At 51.0% G+C, this 17614-nt stretch carries 15 protein-coding genes, 1 tRNA gene and 2 pseudogenes; 5 read left to right on the forward strand and 13 right to left on the reverse strand.

Translation table 11 applies throughout. From position 1 onward, the window contains the following. Window position 1: 1 nt before the first annotated feature. Entirely contained in the window at window positions 2-349 is a 348-nt protein-coding gene (gene sdhD, locus BW956_RS05545) for a succinate dehydrogenase, hydrophobic membrane anchor protein (protein ID WP_076461498.1), read from the reverse strand. Next, window positions 343-720, reverse strand: coding sequence for a succinate dehydrogenase, cytochrome b556 subunit (sdhC, locus tag BW956_RS05550; RefSeq protein ID WP_029511226.1), 378 nt, complete (start codon window positions 718-720; stop codon window positions 343-345). Before sdhC ends, sdhD begins: the two co-directional genes overlap by 7 nt. 449 nt (window positions 721-1169) lie before the next feature. On the opposite strand from sdhC, the gene gltA reads away from it, so the two are divergent. Continuing rightward, window positions 1170-2447 carry a citrate synthase gene (gene gltA, locus BW956_RS05555; protein WP_010324257.1) on the forward strand — a complete coding sequence of 426 codons (1278 nt, stop codon included), beginning with the start codon at window positions 1170-1172 and terminating at the stop codon, window positions 2445-2447. 997 nt (window positions 2448-3444) lie between these two features. On the opposite strand, the pseudogene BW956_RS22030 reads toward gltA, so the two are convergent. From BW956_RS22030 to BW956_RS05585, 6 genes and pseudogenes are all read right to left on the reverse strand, one after another. After that, a pseudogene (locus BW956_RS22030) lies at window positions 3445-4022 on the reverse strand (integrase core domain-containing protein); the annotation flags it as partial. Continuing rightward, window positions 4023-4094, reverse strand: a pseudogene (locus tag BW956_RS22870) (hypothetical protein); the annotation flags it as partial. A 520-nt stretch (window positions 4095-4614) separates the two neighbouring features. Continuing rightward, entirely contained in the window at window positions 4615-6291 is a 1677-nt protein-coding gene (locus tag BW956_RS05570) for a methyl-accepting chemotaxis protein (RefSeq protein ID WP_076461502.1), read from the reverse strand. A gap of 594 nt (window positions 6292-6885) precedes the next feature. Continuing rightward, entirely contained in the window at window positions 6886-7608 is a 723-nt protein-coding gene (locus BW956_RS05575; RefSeq protein WP_139327133.1) for a hypothetical protein, read from the reverse strand. 132 nt (window positions 7609-7740) lie between these two features. After that, window positions 7741-8235, reverse strand: coding sequence for a hypothetical protein (locus BW956_RS05580; RefSeq protein ID WP_076461505.1), 495 nt, complete (start codon window positions 8233-8235; stop codon window positions 7741-7743). Between the two features lie 175 nt (window positions 8236-8410). After that, window positions 8411-8692, reverse strand: a complete 282-nt coding sequence (locus BW956_RS05585; RefSeq protein ID WP_076461506.1) for a hypothetical protein — start codon at window positions 8690-8692, stop codon at window positions 8411-8413. 561 nt (window positions 8693-9253) lie between these two features. Between BW956_RS05585 and BW956_RS05590 the strand changes: the two genes are divergently transcribed. The 3 genes from BW956_RS05590 to BW956_RS22725 all read left to right on the forward strand — a co-directional run bounded on the left by BW956_RS05590 (window position 9254) and on the right by BW956_RS22725 (window position 10316). Continuing rightward, window positions 9254-9727 carry a hypothetical protein gene (locus BW956_RS05590; protein ID WP_076461508.1) on the forward strand — a complete coding sequence of 158 codons (474 nt, stop codon included), beginning with the start codon at window positions 9254-9256 and terminating at the stop codon, window positions 9725-9727. A 206-nt stretch (window positions 9728-9933) separates the two neighbouring features. Next, window positions 9934-10197 (forward strand): site-specific integrase, encoded by a 264-nt coding sequence (locus tag BW956_RS05595; RefSeq protein ID WP_076461510.1) that lies wholly within the window; start codon window positions 9934-9936, stop codon window positions 10195-10197. After that, a complete protein-coding gene (locus tag BW956_RS22725; RefSeq protein WP_276327820.1) occupies window positions 10194-10316 on the forward strand; it encodes a hypothetical protein in 123 nt (40 codons plus the stop codon). Before BW956_RS05595 ends, BW956_RS22725 begins: the two co-directional genes overlap by 4 nt. 267 nt (window positions 10317-10583) lie before the next feature. Here the strand turns inward: BW956_RS22725 and BW956_RS05600 are convergent. Beyond that, window positions 10584-10660: transfer RNA gene (locus BW956_RS05600), tRNA-Val, on the reverse strand. Window positions 10661-10727: 67 nt separating this feature from the next. Then, window positions 10728-13241, reverse strand: coding sequence for a bifunctional diguanylate cyclase/phosphodiesterase (locus BW956_RS05605; protein WP_175611969.1), 2514 nt, complete (start codon window positions 13239-13241; stop codon window positions 10728-10730). 164 nt (window positions 13242-13405) lie between these two features. Between BW956_RS05605 and BW956_RS05610 the strand changes: the two genes are divergently transcribed. Beyond that, the gene (locus tag BW956_RS05610; RefSeq protein WP_076461514.1) at window positions 13406-14233 is read left to right on the forward strand and encodes an ABC transporter substrate-binding protein; all 828 of its coding nucleotides are present in this window, start codon (window positions 13406-13408) and stop codon (window positions 14231-14233) included. Here BW956_RS05610 and BW956_RS05615 read toward each other — a convergent pair. The 3 genes from BW956_RS05615 to BW956_RS05625 all read right to left on the reverse strand — a co-directional run bounded on the left by BW956_RS05615 (window position 14221) and on the right by BW956_RS05625 (window position 17600). Beyond that, window positions 14221-14874 carry a response regulator transcription factor gene (locus BW956_RS05615; RefSeq protein ID WP_076461516.1) on the reverse strand — a complete coding sequence of 218 codons (654 nt, stop codon included), beginning with the start codon at window positions 14872-14874 and terminating at the stop codon, window positions 14221-14223. The genes BW956_RS05610 and BW956_RS05615 overlap by 13 nt on opposite strands. Next, window positions 14871-16241 carry a cache domain-containing protein gene (locus BW956_RS05620; RefSeq protein WP_010325425.1) on the reverse strand — a complete coding sequence of 457 codons (1371 nt, stop codon included), beginning with the start codon at window positions 16239-16241 and terminating at the stop codon, window positions 14871-14873. The genes BW956_RS05615 and BW956_RS05620 overlap by 4 nt, the downstream gene beginning before the upstream one ends. Before the next feature lie 69 nt (window positions 16242-16310). After that, the gene (locus BW956_RS05625) at window positions 16311-17600 is read right to left on the reverse strand and encodes a TRAP transporter large permease (RefSeq protein ID WP_076461518.1); all 1290 of its coding nucleotides are present in this window, start codon (window positions 17598-17600) and stop codon (window positions 16311-16313) included. Between the last annotated feature and the right edge of the window lie 14 nt (window positions 17601-17614).

Consider the following 17614-nt stretch of genomic DNA (forward strand, 5'->3'; position numbering starts at 1 on the left):
TTTAGATACCCCACAGAATCTGGATGCCCCACACGACGTAGATAAACGCCAGCAGGCCGCATACGGACTGGAACACAAAGCGAGCGCCGGCCTGCTTGATGTAGTCGGTAGAAACAGACCACATGCCGATCCAGGCATGAGCGACCAGAGACAGGATCGCCAGCAGGGTGTAGATGCGCATACCAGTGCCGCTGAACAGATCCTTCCACTGCTCATAGGACAGGTCAGGATTGAACAGCAGGTAGCCGATCATGAAAATAGTATAAGTCGCCAGAACCAGCGCAGTAACGCGCTGCATCATCCAGTCATAAAGACCGCTGCGACCAAAGCTCGTAATACTGGTTACCATACCCAGACTCCTGCCAACAAAATGGAAACACCTGCAATAATAAGAGTCACCTTGGCTGCCATACGGCCGCTTTCGATCTCTTCACAGTGTCCCATGTCCATAACCAGGTGTTTGATACCTGCAAAGAAATGGTACAGCAGAGCTGAAACCAGTCCCCATGCGATAAGTTTTGCCAGGAATGATTCCTGGAGCATCTCAGCAGCTTCATTGAAGCCGGCCTGAGACTCCAGCGACAAACTCAATGCATACATCATGAAGATAGCGCCAAAGAATAGCACTACACCGGTTGCACGATGCAGGATTGAAGTAATCGCCGGAAGTGGCTGTTTTATGGTTCGAAGATCTAAATTTACAGGTCTTTTCTTGTTCACGGCTCTAGTTCACACTTTTTTCTGCCCAATTGCAGAACAAGAGGACAAGGTTGCTAGGAAGTGCTCAGAGAGTAGTACCTCGAGATGCCAGAACTGACACTAAACCAGTGGGCACGGTGCCAACTCAGGTGCGAGAGTATAGACAGATCACCTAGGGAATACAACGCAGAACCCCCTTCTTAAGGCTTAAGTCTAGTGTCTGATCCAAGCCGTTAAACTAGACGTAACTATCTATTTGTACTTATCTATTCGACCAATTAATTATTTAACTATTGTCGCTTTTCGCAACTGTCTTATTATCTTTTTGCATTGCAACATCTTATGCCTAAGGCTTAATTGACAATCCCGTTTCAAACTCTATAGTGGTCGAGTCCTATTTCGGGCCATTTTCCTATGACGCGGCGCATACGCTGGCCGCAGCAATACAAACAGAATGATAGGAGCCTCTAATGGCTGACAAGAAAGCACGTTTGACAGTCGATGGTCTGGACGAAGCGATCGAACTGCCGGTTTATTCCGGTACTGAAGGTCCCGACGTCATTGATGTACGTCCGCTGACTGGCAAAGGCCTTTTCACCTACGATCCCGGCTTCGTATCCACAGCGGCCTGTGAATCCAAAATCACCTATATTGATGGTGCCAATGGCATTCTGCTGCATGGCGGCTACCCGATTGAACAGCTGGCTGAAAAGTCCGACTATCTTGAAGTCTGCTACCTGTTGCTGAATGGCGAACTGCCCAACGCAGAAGAAAAAGCCAAGTTCGTTAACACCATCTCCAACCATACCATGGTGCACGAGCAGCTGAGCCAGTTCTTCAAAGGCTTCCGCCGCGACGCTCACCCGATGGCCATCATGTGTGGCGTTGTTGGCGCACTGTCCGCCTTCTATCACGATTCCCTGGATATCAACGATCCACATCATCGTGAAGTATGCGCCTACCGCCTGATCGCCAAGATGCCGACTCTGGCTGCCATGTGCTACAAGTACTCCATCGGCCAGCCGTTCATGTACCCGCAGAACAATCTGAGCTATGGCGCAAATTTCCTGCGCATGATGTTCGGCACTCCGTGCTCTGAATATGAAGTCAATCCGGTGCTGGCCCGCGCCATGGATCGCATCTTCATCCTGCACGCAGACCATGAGCAGAACGCCTCTACCTCTACCGTACGTCTGGCCGGCTCTTCCGGTGCCAACCCGTTCGCCTGTATCGCAGCCGGCATTGCCGCCCTGTGGGGACCGGCACACGGCGGTGCTAACGAAGCCGTACTGAACATGCTGGATGAGATCGGGGACGAAGCCAACATCCCCGAGTTCATCGAGAAGGCCAAGGATCCGAACGATCCGTTCCGCCTGATGGGCTTTGGCCACCGCGTATACCGCAACTTCGATCCGCGCGCCAAGGTCATGAAGAAGACCTGCGACGAAGTTTTGGCCCTGCTGGGTATCGAAAACGATCCGCAGCTCAAGATTGCCAAGCGCCTGGAACAGATCGCCCTGGAAGACGAATACTTCGTGGCTCGCAAACTGTACCCGAATGTCGACTTCTACTCTGGCATCATCCTGAAAGCGATCGGCATCCCGACCAACATGTTCACCGTGATCTTCGCCCTGTCTCGTACAATCGGCTGGATCTCTCACTGGAACGAGTTCCATTCCAGCCCGAACAAGATCGGTCGTCCGCGCCAGCTCTACACCGGCGCCACACAGCGAGACTATCCGGCCTAATAATACGCTAGACACTAAAAACCCCGCATTGCGGGGTTTTTTTATATCCGGAAAAATAGGAAAAAGACCTAATGCCATCTGCGTCCGGATCCGCTAAATTTCAAGGTACAGGGAACAGTAGCCAAATTTCTATGCAGTGAAAGGAATCCAGCCATGTCACACGCCTGCCCATCTTGTAACAAACTGCTCAGCAGCGGACGCATCCAGCCACCCCATCACCTCATTAGCCGCATCACCAACAGCGAGCTATTCAAGTGCGATGACTGCCAGGCATACCTGCTACGTGAAAACGGCGACTGGGAGATGCTTGAGCCCACTGGAACGACATACGCTGGCGAACAACGCAATGAAAGCAGGTTACTCGCACAACTGTCATAATTAATTCATCTGCGACACTCGCATTCACAGCATCACTTCTCCTATTATGTATATACAAGGTATAGCAATAATAAGAGAATATATGTCTGAATGTACGCATTGCACCCAGATCATGGGCTCATCAAAAGCGCCGCACGAACACCTCGTCAAACTGCGCGAGCACCACACCCACCCGGTTTACCGCTGCTCAAAGTGCGGCAGCGAACTGGTACTTTTGTTTGACTGTTGGGAACCCTGCTTCCAGGGCTGGCTACCGGCCGCGACAGGCTAGGCAGCAACCTGTTAAGACCTCCCTACCACCACGCGCAAGACAAACAAAAAAGGCGAACCACCAAGTGATTCGCCTTTTTTGCAAGAATTTGGTAGGACTAAGCGGATTCGAACCACTGCCCTCCTCCCCCAGTATATCAAAGTGAAAGCCAACTAATTATAACACTTTGATTTACATAGTCTTTTCATTTTATTTTTGGTATCCGAAGCACGGCAATTCTTGGTTATACAGATCAATAAACTACGGGTGGTTTGGAAACCAGTTCTCAGCCTTCTCTTGACCTGCTTCCGATATTTAATCCAACCGGCTTCTAGTAATATTGTTGGTTGTTGAGTCTATTTCCTGCTATCAGAACGCAGATCCGTACTCCAGCGGGGCCTGGTAGCCCAGCGTTGTCGTTGTCGCTGTTCGTTATAATCGACTTGCCATTCACTGATGAGCTGGCGGGCCAGCCCCCCTCAAAAAGACCAATGCCCATTCAGGCACTCATCCCGGAAATTGCCTTTGAAACTTTCGATTTACCCGTTTTGCATCGCCTTTCCAGGCTGTATCAGCTTCAGTTCCACCTTATTCTCTTAGCTCCACTGATCCAGTGCTTTGCCAGTAAACTCCAACCCTTGGTCCGCTCTGACAGCTTTCTGGTAGCCTCTGACCGCCGCAACAGCATCGAGTGAGCGACAGACCTGCTCGCCTGATATGCCCAGTGCAACCGGTATATCCAAGTACCCTTTCGTGAAATCATCCAGGACTGTCAAACACTTGATGCGTCGGCCATTCGAGAGTGAGTCCATAACAAAGTCCATTGACCAGGTTTGGTTGGGTCGATCGGCCAGCGCCAGTAGCTGACGTTCCAGCATGATACCTTTGCGGCGTGAACGTTTGCGAACGGCTAACCCAGCTTGCCGGTATATCCGATAGACCTTCTTATGGTTCAATTCGATGCCTTCCCGACGTAAGAGCTGATGGACGCACCGATACCCAAATCTGCGTCGCTCCAACGCGCCCCCCCCGGACCCGTTAGGCTAACGCTTCATTCTCAACGGAGTAGCGAGGCTCATAGCGCTGTGTGGCGTGGCATAACCCGACGAGTGAACAAGCCCTGCCACAATATTGCTGTTTCAGATCGCATCGTGCGCACAGCCTCGCGCTTGTACCCGACGGTTAATACTTTCGGTTCAGCGCGCCGCCTTCAAGGCCTCGGTATCGAGCTCCGACTCCCCCAAAAGCTACTTCAGTCGAGCATTTTCTGTGATGAACATTACTAATAGCTTAGTAGATTAGAAAGTGGGGAGCAGGTTACCACAGCACTCCATGTCACCTCACGGCGAGGAGTTTCAGACACAAAAAAGCCCCGCGATTGCGAGGCTTGCTGTCGATTGCGGTCACTGCGACCAGCATGATTAAATGCTAGCTTCTGACCCTCAATATTTCAAGGGAATACTGTAAATAAAACCAGTTATAAGCCCTTTCGCTTGCATAAGTAAGCTGTCACGGTGAAATAGTGAGATCAACATCAGCTTATGACAACTTAAATCTCTGTACACTGTCCTGTAAGATGCTCGAAAGCCTGGCCAGCTCCTGACTAGCTGCTGTCACTTGAGTTGTTGCACTAGCTGTTTCATCAACGGCCTGTGAAATTGTTGTGATATTACGATTAATTTCTTCGGCAACAGATGACTGTTCCTCAGCCGCTGCTGCAATTTGAGAGTTCATGTCGTTTATCGCCGCGACGGATGAATCAATAACACTTAAAGCTTCGCCTGCCTGCGTTGCTTGTTCAACCGTTCTCAAACTGCTTGACCTACCGTGCTCCATCTGAGACGCAGTCGATGTTGAGCTACTCTGTACTTTGTTGATTCGGTTCTGAATATCTTCGGTTGAGGCTTGGGTGCGACTCGCTAGCGAGCGAACTTCATCTGCAACAACCGAGAAGCCACGTCCATGATCACCGGCTCGTGCAGCCTCAATGGCAGCATTTAGTGCCAACAGATTGGTTTGCTCAGCAATATCTTGAATTACATCCAGTACAGTCCCGATTTCTTGGCTGTCTTGTACCAAAGACATTACATTGTTGCTGGATTTCTCTATATCAGCTGCCAGGTGATGGATAGTCTCGATCACCTCATTAACAATTTTACGTCCGCTTCCGGTTTCATTGTTGGCAACTTGGGCCGCATCGGCAGCGGAGGAGGCGTTTCTGGCCACATCCATTACAGTAGCCGCCATCTGATTCATTGCTGTCGCGACTTGAGTAATTTCAGACTGCTGGAGCTTAACCTGAGTATTAGTCTGCGTACTTGAAGCCGATAGTTCTTCAGCCGCTGCAGAGACCTGTACGGATGCATCCGCAATTTGCTTCATCATGCTCCGCATGGTCTCTACCATACTGGCAAAATTGGCCAATAAACTATCAGAATCACCCTCACGCAATGGAATATGAGTTGTTAGATCGCCTTCAGCAATCGCGTTTACAACCCCCTTCACATCAACCGGCTCACCACCAAGCTGGCCCAATACTGTTCGGGTGATATAAACACCTGCAGTGATAGCCAAAATAAAACCTAGTACCACCGCAATAACGGTATTTCTAACGGACTCGGTGGCTTCCACTGTAGCATCACTCACAACATCACCGGTGAGCTGCTTGTTTCGTTCAATTAACTGAAGAAGCTGAGATTCCATTGTCTCAGAACTCACACGGATACCTTGAAATTTTGATTTGTATTCTGAGAAAAGTTGATCATAACGATCTGAAGCCTGAGCCTGACCCAAATCTTCTATGAGCTGATCAAGAGGGGCGGCTTGCTTACGCCACGTATTGATTGAATCCCTGAGTCGTTGATACATGCCTTCTCCCGTGTCAGTTCGAGGAATTGCATCGTAGCGTGCCAAAAGCTGATCGAGCCTTTGCCAGGATCCGAGACGCTCCTGGTAGGTATTACGGTGTGAATTTGTCGCTGAGGCGGAGAGCTCAGGGTATAGGGTGATTAACAGCGATTGCGCCCGAATATTCAGCCGCTCATTGTTGATTTGGCCTAAAAGATCAATTGCATCAATCCGTTCATGTCCCAGTTCTTCAACATCACTCTTCATCTCCATTGCGGAATTGATGCTCATAAACCCAACTAGAAGCAAGGTCAAAGCGATCGCAGCAAAGCCGCCTGTTAGCATTGTTCTAAGACTGAGGTTCTGCATATTTGCTCTCTTTTAACTTTGGTAATTGATATGCTTTTTCATTTAGACCACGCTTAGTACTGAAGTACCGATGTGATCATGCACAGAAACGCCTCCAGAACGGATAGCACATCTGCTTACCTCTTATTCTTATAACCAAATGATTGTGCATTATTATTGTGCGCTGCGGAATAATTTTTTTGATATATGTCTGCATATCTGCCGGTCCCAAAGACCCTCGATGCTTCAAAACAAGTTGAGGGAACAGACACAGCCAAATTGTCGAAATTTCATACAGCAGTTATTTGTTTCAATACCACTAGAAAAACAGATCAACCAAGAGCAGTGTTTCGCGCTGAGGTGTGCTCTCACCTGTGTTGAAAGAGAATGAAGCCATTACAAAACGATTCTCGAAATCGTATTTCACTCGGGCGAATTGATAACAATACCGGTAAATCAATAGGACTATTTGAAGAGCCCGGTAAGTCAGGGTAATGCCTCGGGATGATAGGCCGAGAATCCGTGCATACAGGGTGTTACGGGACACTCATGCATCCAGGATGGGTGATATAAAAATGAACTAATAATGCATAAAGGAGATGTGTAGCTGAAGGCTTAACCCATCACATCAGGTTTAGAGCCAAAGAAATATAGTGAAAAGTACTTCTCTGGCCCAAAGGAGACATTAAGACTTGCTCCAGGTGCGCCGTAGGTGTCACCTGAACCCACTTGTATGGCTTTATCATCATCAGCTACCACTTTTTCAATTCGTTCTTTTAGCCACCCCCCAAAAATCACGGGCTTCCAATCGCTACCTACCTTGGAGCTGACATCGGCCAAGTAACCAAAGTCGCTACCCGCTGCACCGCCAATCGCGGCACCGCCTGGGCCTGCGACAGCGGCCCCAACGGCAGAGCCTACAGCCCCACTACCCAAAACACCGAAAAGGCTCAAAGTCTTACGCCCAGCTGTAACTAGGCCACTCTCCTTTGCGACTTCATTGTGATAGGCAATTATTGCGTCTCTATCACGACCATTCTCTTGCTGTAGCCATTTTCGAAACTTTTTGGCTCTATCTCTAATTTTCAATATCTCTCTGAGCGGAAGCTGATCCGAGTTTACAAGCGCCCTAATATCAGGAAACTCAACCTTACCTTTAAGCTCCTCGATAATATCCCCGGACTTAGCTATACGTTCTTTAGATTCATAAAGCTTATCACCAACGAGGATACTCATTGGTTGGGGTAAAAAAAGGTCACTACCCATAGTTGCAGCCGACCAGATAAAGCGATTTGATAATGCTGAAGCAGAAAGCGGCGTAACATTGTGGAAATTCACCTCGTCACCCGCTATTCGACTCAATTCATTGAAATCGATATTGAAATTTAGTCGATGCTTAGTACCGTCCTCAGAGTTAGAAATAGTAGCTTTAATTTCAGGAGGTCTTCCTAAAGAATGGACACTATAAATTTAGTCTACGAATGATTGTACGATAATGGCATTTCTTCTAGGATCTCTAAAATCGGCTCTGGCATTTTCTATTGCAGAGCCAAATTCTTCTGTTTTTACTTCGACGACATTATCCCTAAAGGCCGAGTAGAGGTGCTTTCTATGTCTTGCCTTCGGAAATAACGCCTCTATTGATTGGTGATATAGAAAACGTCTTTCAAAAGAATTTGGCTCTGCCTGCAACTTATCTTGAATATTCCATATAGAGTATTCATCGTCTTTTATAATTGCCGTGCTTATGAATGAGTACTCATAGAATTTAAGCGTTCCTTCTTTGAGAAGCATATAGAAATCATTCAGAGTTCCATTATTTATAAACCAGCTTATAAACTCTGCCAACTGAAGTTGATTAGAAGGATTAACAATTACGGTGTCATAGTATATTAACGACTCAGCAAAAAGCCCTATATCAATACTTTTACCAGAGCCCTTCGCTCTGGTGAGGCATATGCCCATGACTCAATCGGCACTAAAGCACTGCTATTCCCTGACATTAGATTCCTTCTTCAATAATATTCACTATAGGCCTAACGCCGCACACAGGGGCCGGCAAAAAAGCGCAGCGTTTTGACGGTCCCAGCGACCAACGGGAGCGACTGCTGTGCCTTGTTAAAACTTTTACGTCCAGTGCTCAAAACAGCTCCCCTGAAGAAAGTGCCGCCATAAACGCTTTTTGCTCATCGGTGATAAGCTTGCGAGGCGTATACCCATTCTCATCAGGCTCAGCCAAAAGCCTTGATTGGGCTTCTTTCGCCACTTCTGACAAAGCCCTTTTTTCTTCATCAGTCATTGAAGCGAAATACTCAGGAAGGCTCTCTTGAATTTTTACTGCATAATCAAAATCGATCACTTCCTCACCCTCGAACATGAGAAGCCATAAATAATTGAACGCCATCTCTGCTAGTACTTTCATGCTCGATATTTCCTTTGAGTTTTAACATTTTTAATACTGCGCATGCGCATTTTTGCTTTCAGCCAAGGCTGGAAAATCTTCTGTAAGCACCTGAAGATAAAGAATAAATCGAGATATCACAGTCATTCTCTTCCGGTGAAAACGAGCATGCGCGTTTTGCAGCTTTGCCGTGCGGGTTATCCTGCAACGGCCAGTCCATAGTGTCCCGATACTGAACGATTTTCCCGCCTGTTACCAGTCACAAATGAGCATAGTCACGTGACAAAACAAGCACCCTAGGCACGTGGCTCTCAATACACTGTATGTAACTACAGAAACTTAAAGCAGTTCGTCCACAGGTATCGTGGTACTCGGAATGACTGGCCAATTCCCGCTAAGGTCTGCAATGTGCGCACTCCAGTCTTAAATATCAAGTGGTAGGACTGACCTCACAAAAGACCCGAAACCAGTGCGTGGGACGCCTTCACATGCCACAATGTGCGAGAGTTCCCAAGCATGGCTTAGCTGAATAAGTGTGCAAGGTACTCAGACCTTCTAGGGACAGGACTTTAGGAAAGCTTCATGCGCTACGATGATATCAATGTGGAATTCATCGACCATCTGATTGATACATTCAAGATGCTCGCCCTGCCCTACTACTGGAAGCTTTCCGTAATCCTGACCATACCAACCATTTTGGTCTTTCATACTAACAGCGGTTTCCTGTTTATAATCTTGATGGTTGGCAGTTGCCTGTATGCACGTAGTGCCCGGCTGGGTGGTTTGATCGGGTGGTACCTGGTAACACTTACCTTGTTGCTCTACTATTCAGCCCCCGAAGCTGGGCACTTCATCGAGCTTTTACTCCGCGCCCCTGCTCGCAATAGTTCACCTTCAATCTCCAGTCAGGATGTACTTTCTGCAATTCCTGAAACTTGGGATTACCGTCTTTTCTGGGCTCTGGTTTTTGGTCTACGTGGTGGTTTTATAATTGGGCTCGGCCCCGGGATGTTGGGTCGCATGCTGTGGGGCTACAACCCGCGAGTGACACAATGACTCATCTTCAATCCATCAAATACATATGACGCGATCTTAAGTAATCATAATCGACTCAAACTAAAGTCCTGCAGCAGAAGACACGCAACTACAACAGGCCGGTCTATATCGAGATAAAAGCCGGTGATGCCCTTTGGGCTGCCCTGCGTGCCGCGGTGAAAAGCGACGTGCCCTGCCCGTACCTGGTGCATTACCGGCCATTGCGAATGAGCGCCAAAGCCCGAGCAGCCAAGCCGCACCCGTTTGCAGTGCTGCCCCAGTACCTGAGTAAACAGCTCTCCAAGTACCGGGATGCGTCAGGCGCCTACGACCACCTCACAAAAGAGCAACGCCCCACCTTTCACGATATACGTGCCCTGGGCATTTTGATGTATTACAAAGCTGGGTACCCGGTCGAATACATCATGGCACTGGCTGGCCACGCGAAGTCAGCAACAACTGGCACTATCTGGAAGGACATGAAGAAATGAAGCCAATTGCGGTGGACGCCGACCTGAACATGAGCCAGGTGAACGTGACCGATATCGACTGGAAAATGGACAACCTCCCGCCGGAGATAGCCAAGTTGATTGAAGAGCCTGAGGAGTGAGATTTAGCCGACCGCTAGAATTTCAATCGCACCAATCTTTTTGCCTTCATTCCTGCCTTTGTGGCAATGGTATGGGCGTCGCAGGGAGAATGCTGTTTCAGTGTTTTCGGAATTCATAGGATCATCGATCGAAATGCAGTCAGCCGCTATCGGCTAAATATCAGAGACAAGAATAAGAGGTATGGAAACTGATTGGAAACTTTTTGGAAACCACAAACAGAAACAGCGAGCCGCTTTCGCTAACTCGCTGTTTCTGCAGCGTAATTCTGGTAGGACTAAGCGGATTCGAACCGCTGACCCCCACCATGTCAAGGTGGTGCTCTAACCAGCTGAGCTATAGTCCTGAAACTTGGTGCGAATTATACAGCTAACCTTTTGCTCTGCAAGCCCTTTTTATCATTTTTTTGAAATTTATTCGCCAACCAGCAATGGCGGAATTTCTGCCGCGGTTACGGGCCTGGAAAGCAGAAAGCCCTGTATCAAGTCACAGCCGTGCTGACGCAGGAATTGCAGCTGCTCATTGGTATCAACCCCCTCTGCTACCACCTTCATGTTAAGGCTCTTCGCCAGCGCCAGCATGGCCAGTACAATTTCTTCGTCGCTGTCCCGGTTACCGATACCAATCACAAAAGAGCGATCGATTTTCAGGTAACTGGCATCAAGCTCGCGTAAATAGCCCAGTGACGAATAACCAGTACCAAAATCATCGATCGACAGCCTGACCCCTGAAGACTCCAGTCGCGTCAGGTTATCTTCTACCTGACGGGTAACCCCCATCAGGGTCGTTTCCGTAATTTCGACCACCACTCGGGACCGATCCAGCGCATGTAACTCCAGCATATCCAGTAGTCTCTGTGCCACACCGTCCCGCGCCAGCTGAACAGCCGAAATATTCAGACTCAGGTAGAACTGGGTATGCCCCTGTTGATCCCATTCAGACAGCTGCTGCAGCACCTGGCCCAGCTGCCAGGCACCGATATCCACAATCATACCGCTGTCTTCAGCCACTGGAATGAACTCAGCCGGTGAGACCCAGTCATCACCGTCCTGCCAGCGCAGCAGCACTTCAGCCCCGACCGGCACCAGACGCTGCGCATCGAAGATGGGCTGATAGCGCATTTCCAACCCGGCACAGCCCGACTCAACCACTTTGCGCAGCCCCTGCTCCAACGCGACACGCCGTTGAGCCCTGTTATCCATATCGGGACTGAACACCTGAAAACCGCCACGCCCGATCTGCTTGGCGCTGTACATGGCCAGGTCAGCCTGTCGCAACAGTGTTTGCGGGTCGGTCTGACTCCCGGCAACGGCAATACCGATACTGGCCGTCAGCTGGAAACGCGCATTTTTGAGCTCAAAGGAATCGGCCAGTACTGAGCAGATCCGCTCAGCCATCATTTCTACCTGAGCGCGGGCATTTGGCTCAGCCATTACAACCGCGAACTCATCCCCGCCGAGGCGCGACAGGAAAACTGACTCGGGTAAAGCCTGCTGCAGTCGCTGTACGGCAATCTGCAACAACTGATCGCCTTTGCCATGCCCAAGCGTATCGTTCACCGACTTGAAGTTATCGAGATCGATATAAAGCAGCACGACTTCGATCGAATCCAGTGCTTCCAGCACCACCTGCAGTTTATGCATAAGTGCACGCCGGTTGGGCAACCCCGTGAGCGGATCATGCGTTGACAGAAATTTTGACCGGTCCTCGGCCTGCTTGCGAAGGGTCACATCCTCCTGAACCGCAACAAAATGGCTTACCTGCCCCTTGTCATCCAGAATCGGGGTAATCGTCTGTTCGACGACCAGGCGCTGTCGGTTACGGTTAATGTTCACCACTTCTCCACGCCATACCTGGCCATCGAGGATGGCGTGCCAAAGCCGGTTGAAAAACAGTTTGGAATGCTCACCTGAATTCAATAGTGACGGCTTGCGCCCCAATACTTCCTGGGGCTCATACCCCATCATCTCGGTAAAAGCACCATTCACCCATTGAATCCGCCCCTGGCGATCGGTAATCAGTACCGCATTGGCCGTCGTGCTGATGGCTGCACTCAACAGCTTCAGCTCTCCCATGAGTCGCCACTGGCGGCGATTGAGCCAGGACATGATCAAAACAGCCACCAGAATAACGGCCACCGCCAGCATCACCGCCCAGCGAAAACCACTGATGGTTTTATTCCACCGCGCCAGCGCCACATCCTGATCAATGGATACTGTCAGCAAGAGTGGATACATGGAAGTCGAGCGGTAGCCGGTTATCCAGGTTGTCTCGCCTTTGACTTCCTGCAATACGCCCCAGTCACGTTCAGCCAGCAAGGAAAGATATCGCGCCGAGCCACCACCGCCCTGCGCCTCTGACACATCCGGCTTGGGGAAGCTCACCAGCGCCTGCCCGTCATAACGGTACAACGCTGCCTCTGCCTTAAGACTATGAACCACCGGAAAGAACTGTTCACGCAGTGCATCCGGGTTAAGAATGGCAACCACCCAAAGCGGCTCTTCTCTGCCCTCTGAGTGAACAGGCATACACACTGGAAGGTGGGTCACCCCTTCAGGGGAGACAGGATGGGAGATAGAACGGCCGGGCACAGGTGTACCCACCGCCAGAAACTGCCCCGGCTGATACCACTCAAGGCAACTTTTCAGCTGAAGCACCTGACTCTGGCGAAGATCAGCATCACCAGATGTAGCCAACAGATCCCCCTGGCTATCCAGCAGCACCAACTCACGCAACTGGGGAGCCGCTTGCACCAGATTGCGCACCTGCCTGACCAGTTCAGAATCCGCCTCCAGTCCTAGGTCAGATGCCGCCAGATGCCGTGCCAGTATACGCATACGCCCGTGCACGTCCTGAATGGACCGCACCAGCGTGCTTTCCAGAGAATGAGCCAGCACCTCTGCCTGTTTGCGAATACTGTCTTGCATACGCTGCTCGCCCAAATAGGCAAACAACATAAAAAGCGCAACCAGTATCACTGACAGGAGCACACCGCCAAAAGGAATCCAAAACCAACGTCTTACTGCCAAAACCGACTGCCTATCTGGTATATTCAGGTCTTAATCAGACCCCAGTTGAACCGGGAGGTCGCGTGAATCCTTTCTATCGCCTTCGCTCATTCTTTGCTCTGGCCACTCTAACCTGCGCTGCCGGCACCCTTGCCGCACAGGATCTCAATAATGACCGCCTTGAACGGATCAAGACTACAGGGGAACTGCGTGTCTGCATATGGCCGGAATATTTTTCCATCAGTGCCCGCCATCCCAAAACCGGTGAACTTGAAGGTATTGATATCGATCTGGCCCATGCCTTTGCCAGCGACCTCGACGTCTCCCTGACTTTTGTCGAAACTCACTTTGGCCGCTTTATCCAGGACCTTAAGGATGATCGTTGCGACCTGGCCATGTTCGGCGTTGCCATCACCGACCAGCGCAAACAGCATATCGATTACAGCGAGCCCTACCTTGCCAGCCAGATCTATGCCGTCACCACCCGGACGCACGCCGCCATCAGTGAATGGCAGGACATCAACCAGCCCGGCGTTATTGTGAGCGTGCAGGAAGGCACCTATATGCAGGGATTCAAGCAACACAACCTGCCCGAAACCGACATGCTGGTCGTACGTAACCCGCGTGAGCGCGAACAGACCGTTATGTCAGGCCAGGCCGACCTGTTTTTGACTGACTACCCATACTCGCGCAAGGTTCTGCGCTTTTATGACTGGGCCCGCGTTATCTCACCGACAGCAGACAGCACTGACCGCCCCTTCAAGTACGCCTATGCTATCGCACAAGAGCAACCTGCATGGCTGGCACGCATCAATGAATTTGTTCGTCAGGTAAAAAATGATGGGCGACTAAACGCAGCCGCCAGGCGTTACGACCTGTTGCCGGCCGTCATGGGCGCTCAGGACAACTGAACCAGGTCGTGCTCGATCGCATACCGCGTCAGCCCTGCCGCGGTATGTATATCCAGCTTGGATTTGATGTTTTGCCGGTGCGTTTCAACAGTTCTTACCGAAATCCCCAATACCTTGGCAATTTCCTTGTTGTTACGCCCCTCCGCCAACAGCTTTAACACCATCGACTCGCGCCGAGTCAGAGCAGAGGCTGCTGGCGAGTTGCTTTTGGGTGCCTGATCAAACTGACTGAACAGTGTCTGGGACGCACTTGAGCTGAAATAGGTGCCACCACGGTAGACGGTCTCAACCGCACTGACCATCTCGGCTGCCGACACATCCTTGAGGATATAGCCTTTGGCGCCCGACTGAATCAGCTGCACCATATACTCGCGATTATCATGCATGCTCAGGATCAGAACGCGTGTTTCCGGCATTTTTTCCTGCAACACCCGCGTGGCTTCGAGCCCATTCATAACCGGCATGGAAATATCCATCAAAATCACATCAGGCTGGAGCTGTTGAGCAACATCAACCGCCTCCTGGCCGTTACTGGCTCGCCCGACGACTTCGATTCCACCCTCATCTTCAAGGCGTGCCTGAATACCATCGATTACCAGCGGATGATCATCTACCAGCAATACGCGAATCAATGTGGTCATGAATCTCTGTGTCCTTGTTGCAACGTCAAACCCACCAGCAGTATGGCACCCTGGCCCGGCTTTGACAGCAGTTTGAATTCTCCGCCCAGCAGCTCCACGCGCTCTCGCATGTTACGCAGGCCAATACCCTCAAAACGCTCGAGCACATCGGTATCGAAACCACGCCCATTATCCTGCAAACGTAACCAAACCGCACCGCCCTGACGCCACAACCCCAAATTAAGCCAGCTGGCATCGGCATGCTTCTCAACGTTGGTCAGCCCTTCCTGCACCAGACGGTAGAGGGTAATTTCCACATCTTCAGGCAAGGGCGCATCCGGCAAGCGCATATCAACCTTGAGGCGAATCCCGGTGCGCTCGGTAAAGCGCTGCAACAAGCCATCCAAAGCCGCTTTCAGCCCCAGATCATCCAGCAGCGTTGGCCGCAGGTCATGGGAAATACGGCGCACTTCCTGAATCGCTTCATTGAGCACACCATAGCCCTGTTCCAGGTCTTCAAGGCCACTATCATCCTTGTTACGAAGCTTTCTCTGCGCCAGCTCGATACGGTACAGCACCGAAACCATCAGCTGGTTGATGCCATCGTGAAGCTCGCGGGAGAAGCGCCGGCGGTCAGCCACATTGGCCAGGATTGACCGGTGCGCCAGCAGGCGCAGACGGCTATCTGCCAGCCGGTTTTCATGCAGATTGATGGCGACACCCAAGAGCACTACCAGCAGCACTGCCACCAGCATAATCACCACGACCGTAAAGAAGGTGTTGCGAATGTTGCGATTCACCTGCTCGCGAATCTTGGCGACATCTCGGGTAATGTCATCCAGGTACAGGCCAGTACCGAGCATCCAGTTCCATCTCTCCAGCTTGACTGCATAGCTCAGCTTTTCTTCATAGTCCTGCTTCGAAGGCTTCTGCCACAAGTAACTGTGAAAGCCGCCACCCTGCTCTGCTCGGGCCAGCAGATTGCGGATGAGGTAATCGCCACGTGCATCCTGGAGGTCATAGAGATTCCGTCCAATCAGATGAGGCAAGGTTGGATGCACCAGATTGGTACCATCCATTGTATAGACAAAGTAATAGCCGTCCTGCTCCTGACCAAAGGTCATATCCGTCAGGATACGTTTGACTTCGCGCTTGGCCTCCAGGTCATCCGGCTCTGCATTCTCGACGATGTGCGCAATTGAGGTCATCGCCAGGCTGACATAGTTTTTCAGCTCGCGCTTTTTCGACGCCAACAGATTTTCTTCAAACAGCTGGATTTCATCTTCGGATAACTGCCGTGCCTGACTCATGCCAATCCAGGCCACCGTTGAGGTAACCAGCAGCATGGGTATCAGCGACAACAGTAGTATTTTGACCTTGAGCGGCATTGCAGACTCACGTGATGGCAGCAACAGATACGAACAAGCCCCGCTAAGCGGGGCCTGTTGTCAGACAGTCTATACCAGACCGTAGAATTCGGGGAACAGGAGGATGGAAACGACAATCGCCACCTGCATGATAATGAAGGGCACCACACCCTTGTAAATATCCAGCGTCCGCACTTGCGGCGGCGCCACCCCTTTCAGATAGAACAGACTGAAACCGAACGGCGGCGTCAGGAAGCTGGTCTGCAGGTTCATCGCAATCAGGATGGCAAACCAGACCGGCGCAATCCCCAGGATCTCTGCGGCAGGCAGCAGGATCGGCACGATAATGAAGCTGATTTCCACAAAGTCGATGAAGAAACCAAGAATCAGGATTGCCAGCATGGACAGCAGCAGGAAGCCCATGGCGCCACCCGGCAGATTCGACAGATAGTGCTCCACAATTTCTTCACCGCCCGTATAGCTGAAGGCCATGGAGAATGCGGTTGCACCCAGCAGAATCGCGAAGACCATTGCAGTAACCTTAACGGTCTCGGATGCCGCACTGAACACCATCTTCCAGCTGAACTGGCCATAAATCAGCGCCAGCAGCAGCGCACCCACACCACCCAGCGCAGACGACTCGGTCGGTGTCGCAATACCCGCAAAGATGGAGCCCAGCACGACCAGGATCAGTGCCAGCGGCGGGATGATGGCTTTCAGGGCCTTGAAGATCTGCTGGTTACGGGTACCGTCATTCGGATCCATCGGCAGCGCAGGCGCAGCTTCAGGTTTCAGGTAGGTGTACACCAGAATATAGGCGACATAGGCACCAATCAGGATCAGGCCCGGACCAATAGCCGCCTGGAACAGGTCACCTACCGGAATCCCCATGACATCACCCAGAATGATCAGAATGATGGACGGTGGAATGATCTGACCCAGGGTACCGGACGCACAGATAGTGCCGCAGGCCAGCTTCTTGTCGTAATTATACTTGAGCATTACCGGCAGCGAGATCAGGCCCATGGCCACCACGGATGCACCCACCACACCTGTTGAGGCCGCCAGCAGCGCACCTACCAGCACGGTGGAGATAGCCAGACCGCCACGCACACCACCAAAAAGCTTACCCATGGACTCCAGCAGCTGCTCCGCCAGACGCGTCTTCTGCAGCACAATACCCATGAAGACAAACAGCGGCACCGCCATCAGTACCGTGTTTTCCATGATACTCTGGATACGGAACGGCATGAACGCGAACATGTCCGGACCTTCGGCGTAGACACCAAACCAGAGCGCCACGCCACCAAAAATGAACGCCACCGGGAAGCCGATCAACAGCATCACCAGGGCGACAAAGAACATTGTAATACCAATCATCGAATCACCCCTGA

Origin of the sequence: Marinobacterium stanieri, from assembly GCF_900155945.1 — a bacterium.
Lineage (GTDB): Bacteria > Pseudomonadota > Gammaproteobacteria > Pseudomonadales > Balneatricaceae > Marinobacterium > Marinobacterium stanieri.

What these genes read in the sequence shown, in the direction of transcription:
- sdhD (WP_076461498.1), bottom strand. Translation starts at nt 349, where the DNA reads ATGGTAACCAGTATTACGAGCTTTGGTCGCAGCGGTCTTTATGACTGG.
- gltA (WP_010324257.1), top strand. Translation starts at nt 1,170, where the DNA reads ATGGCTGACAAGAAAGCACGTTTGACAGTCGATGGTCTGGACGAAGCG.
- BW956_RS05570 (WP_076461502.1), bottom strand. Translation starts at nt 6,291, where the DNA reads ATGCAGAACCTCAGTCTTAGAACAATGCTAACAGGCGGCTTTGCTGCG.
- BW956_RS05580 (WP_076461505.1), bottom strand. Translation starts at nt 8,235, where the DNA reads ATGGGCATATGCCTCACCAGAGCGAAGGGCTCTGGTAAAAGTATTGAT.
- BW956_RS05585 (WP_076461506.1), bottom strand. Translation starts at nt 8,692, where the DNA reads ATGAAAGTACTAGCAGAGATGGCGTTCAATTATTTATGGCTTCTCATG.
- BW956_RS05590 (WP_076461508.1), top strand. Translation starts at nt 9,254, where the DNA reads ATGCGCTACGATGATATCAATGTGGAATTCATCGACCATCTGATTGAT.
- BW956_RS05595 (WP_076461510.1), top strand. Translation starts at nt 9,934, where the DNA reads ATGAGCGCCAAAGCCCGAGCAGCCAAGCCGCACCCGTTTGCAGTGCTG.
- BW956_RS22725 (WP_276327820.1), top strand. Translation starts at nt 10,194, where the DNA reads ATGAAGCCAATTGCGGTGGACGCCGACCTGAACATGAGCCAGGTGAAC.
- BW956_RS05605 (WP_175611969.1), bottom strand. Translation starts at nt 13,241, where the DNA reads ATGCAAGACAGTATTCGCAAACAGGCAGAGGTGCTGGCTCATTCTCTG.
- BW956_RS05615 (WP_076461516.1), bottom strand. Translation starts at nt 14,874, where the DNA reads ATGACCACATTGATTCGCGTATTGCTGGTAGATGATCATCCGCTGGTA.
- BW956_RS05620 (WP_010325425.1), bottom strand. Translation starts at nt 16,241, where the DNA reads ATGCCGCTCAAGGTCAAAATACTACTGTTGTCGCTGATACCCATGCTG.
- BW956_RS05625 (WP_076461518.1), bottom strand. Translation starts at nt 17,600, where the DNA reads ATGATTGGTATTACAATGTTCTTTGTCGCCCTGGTGATGCTGTTGATC.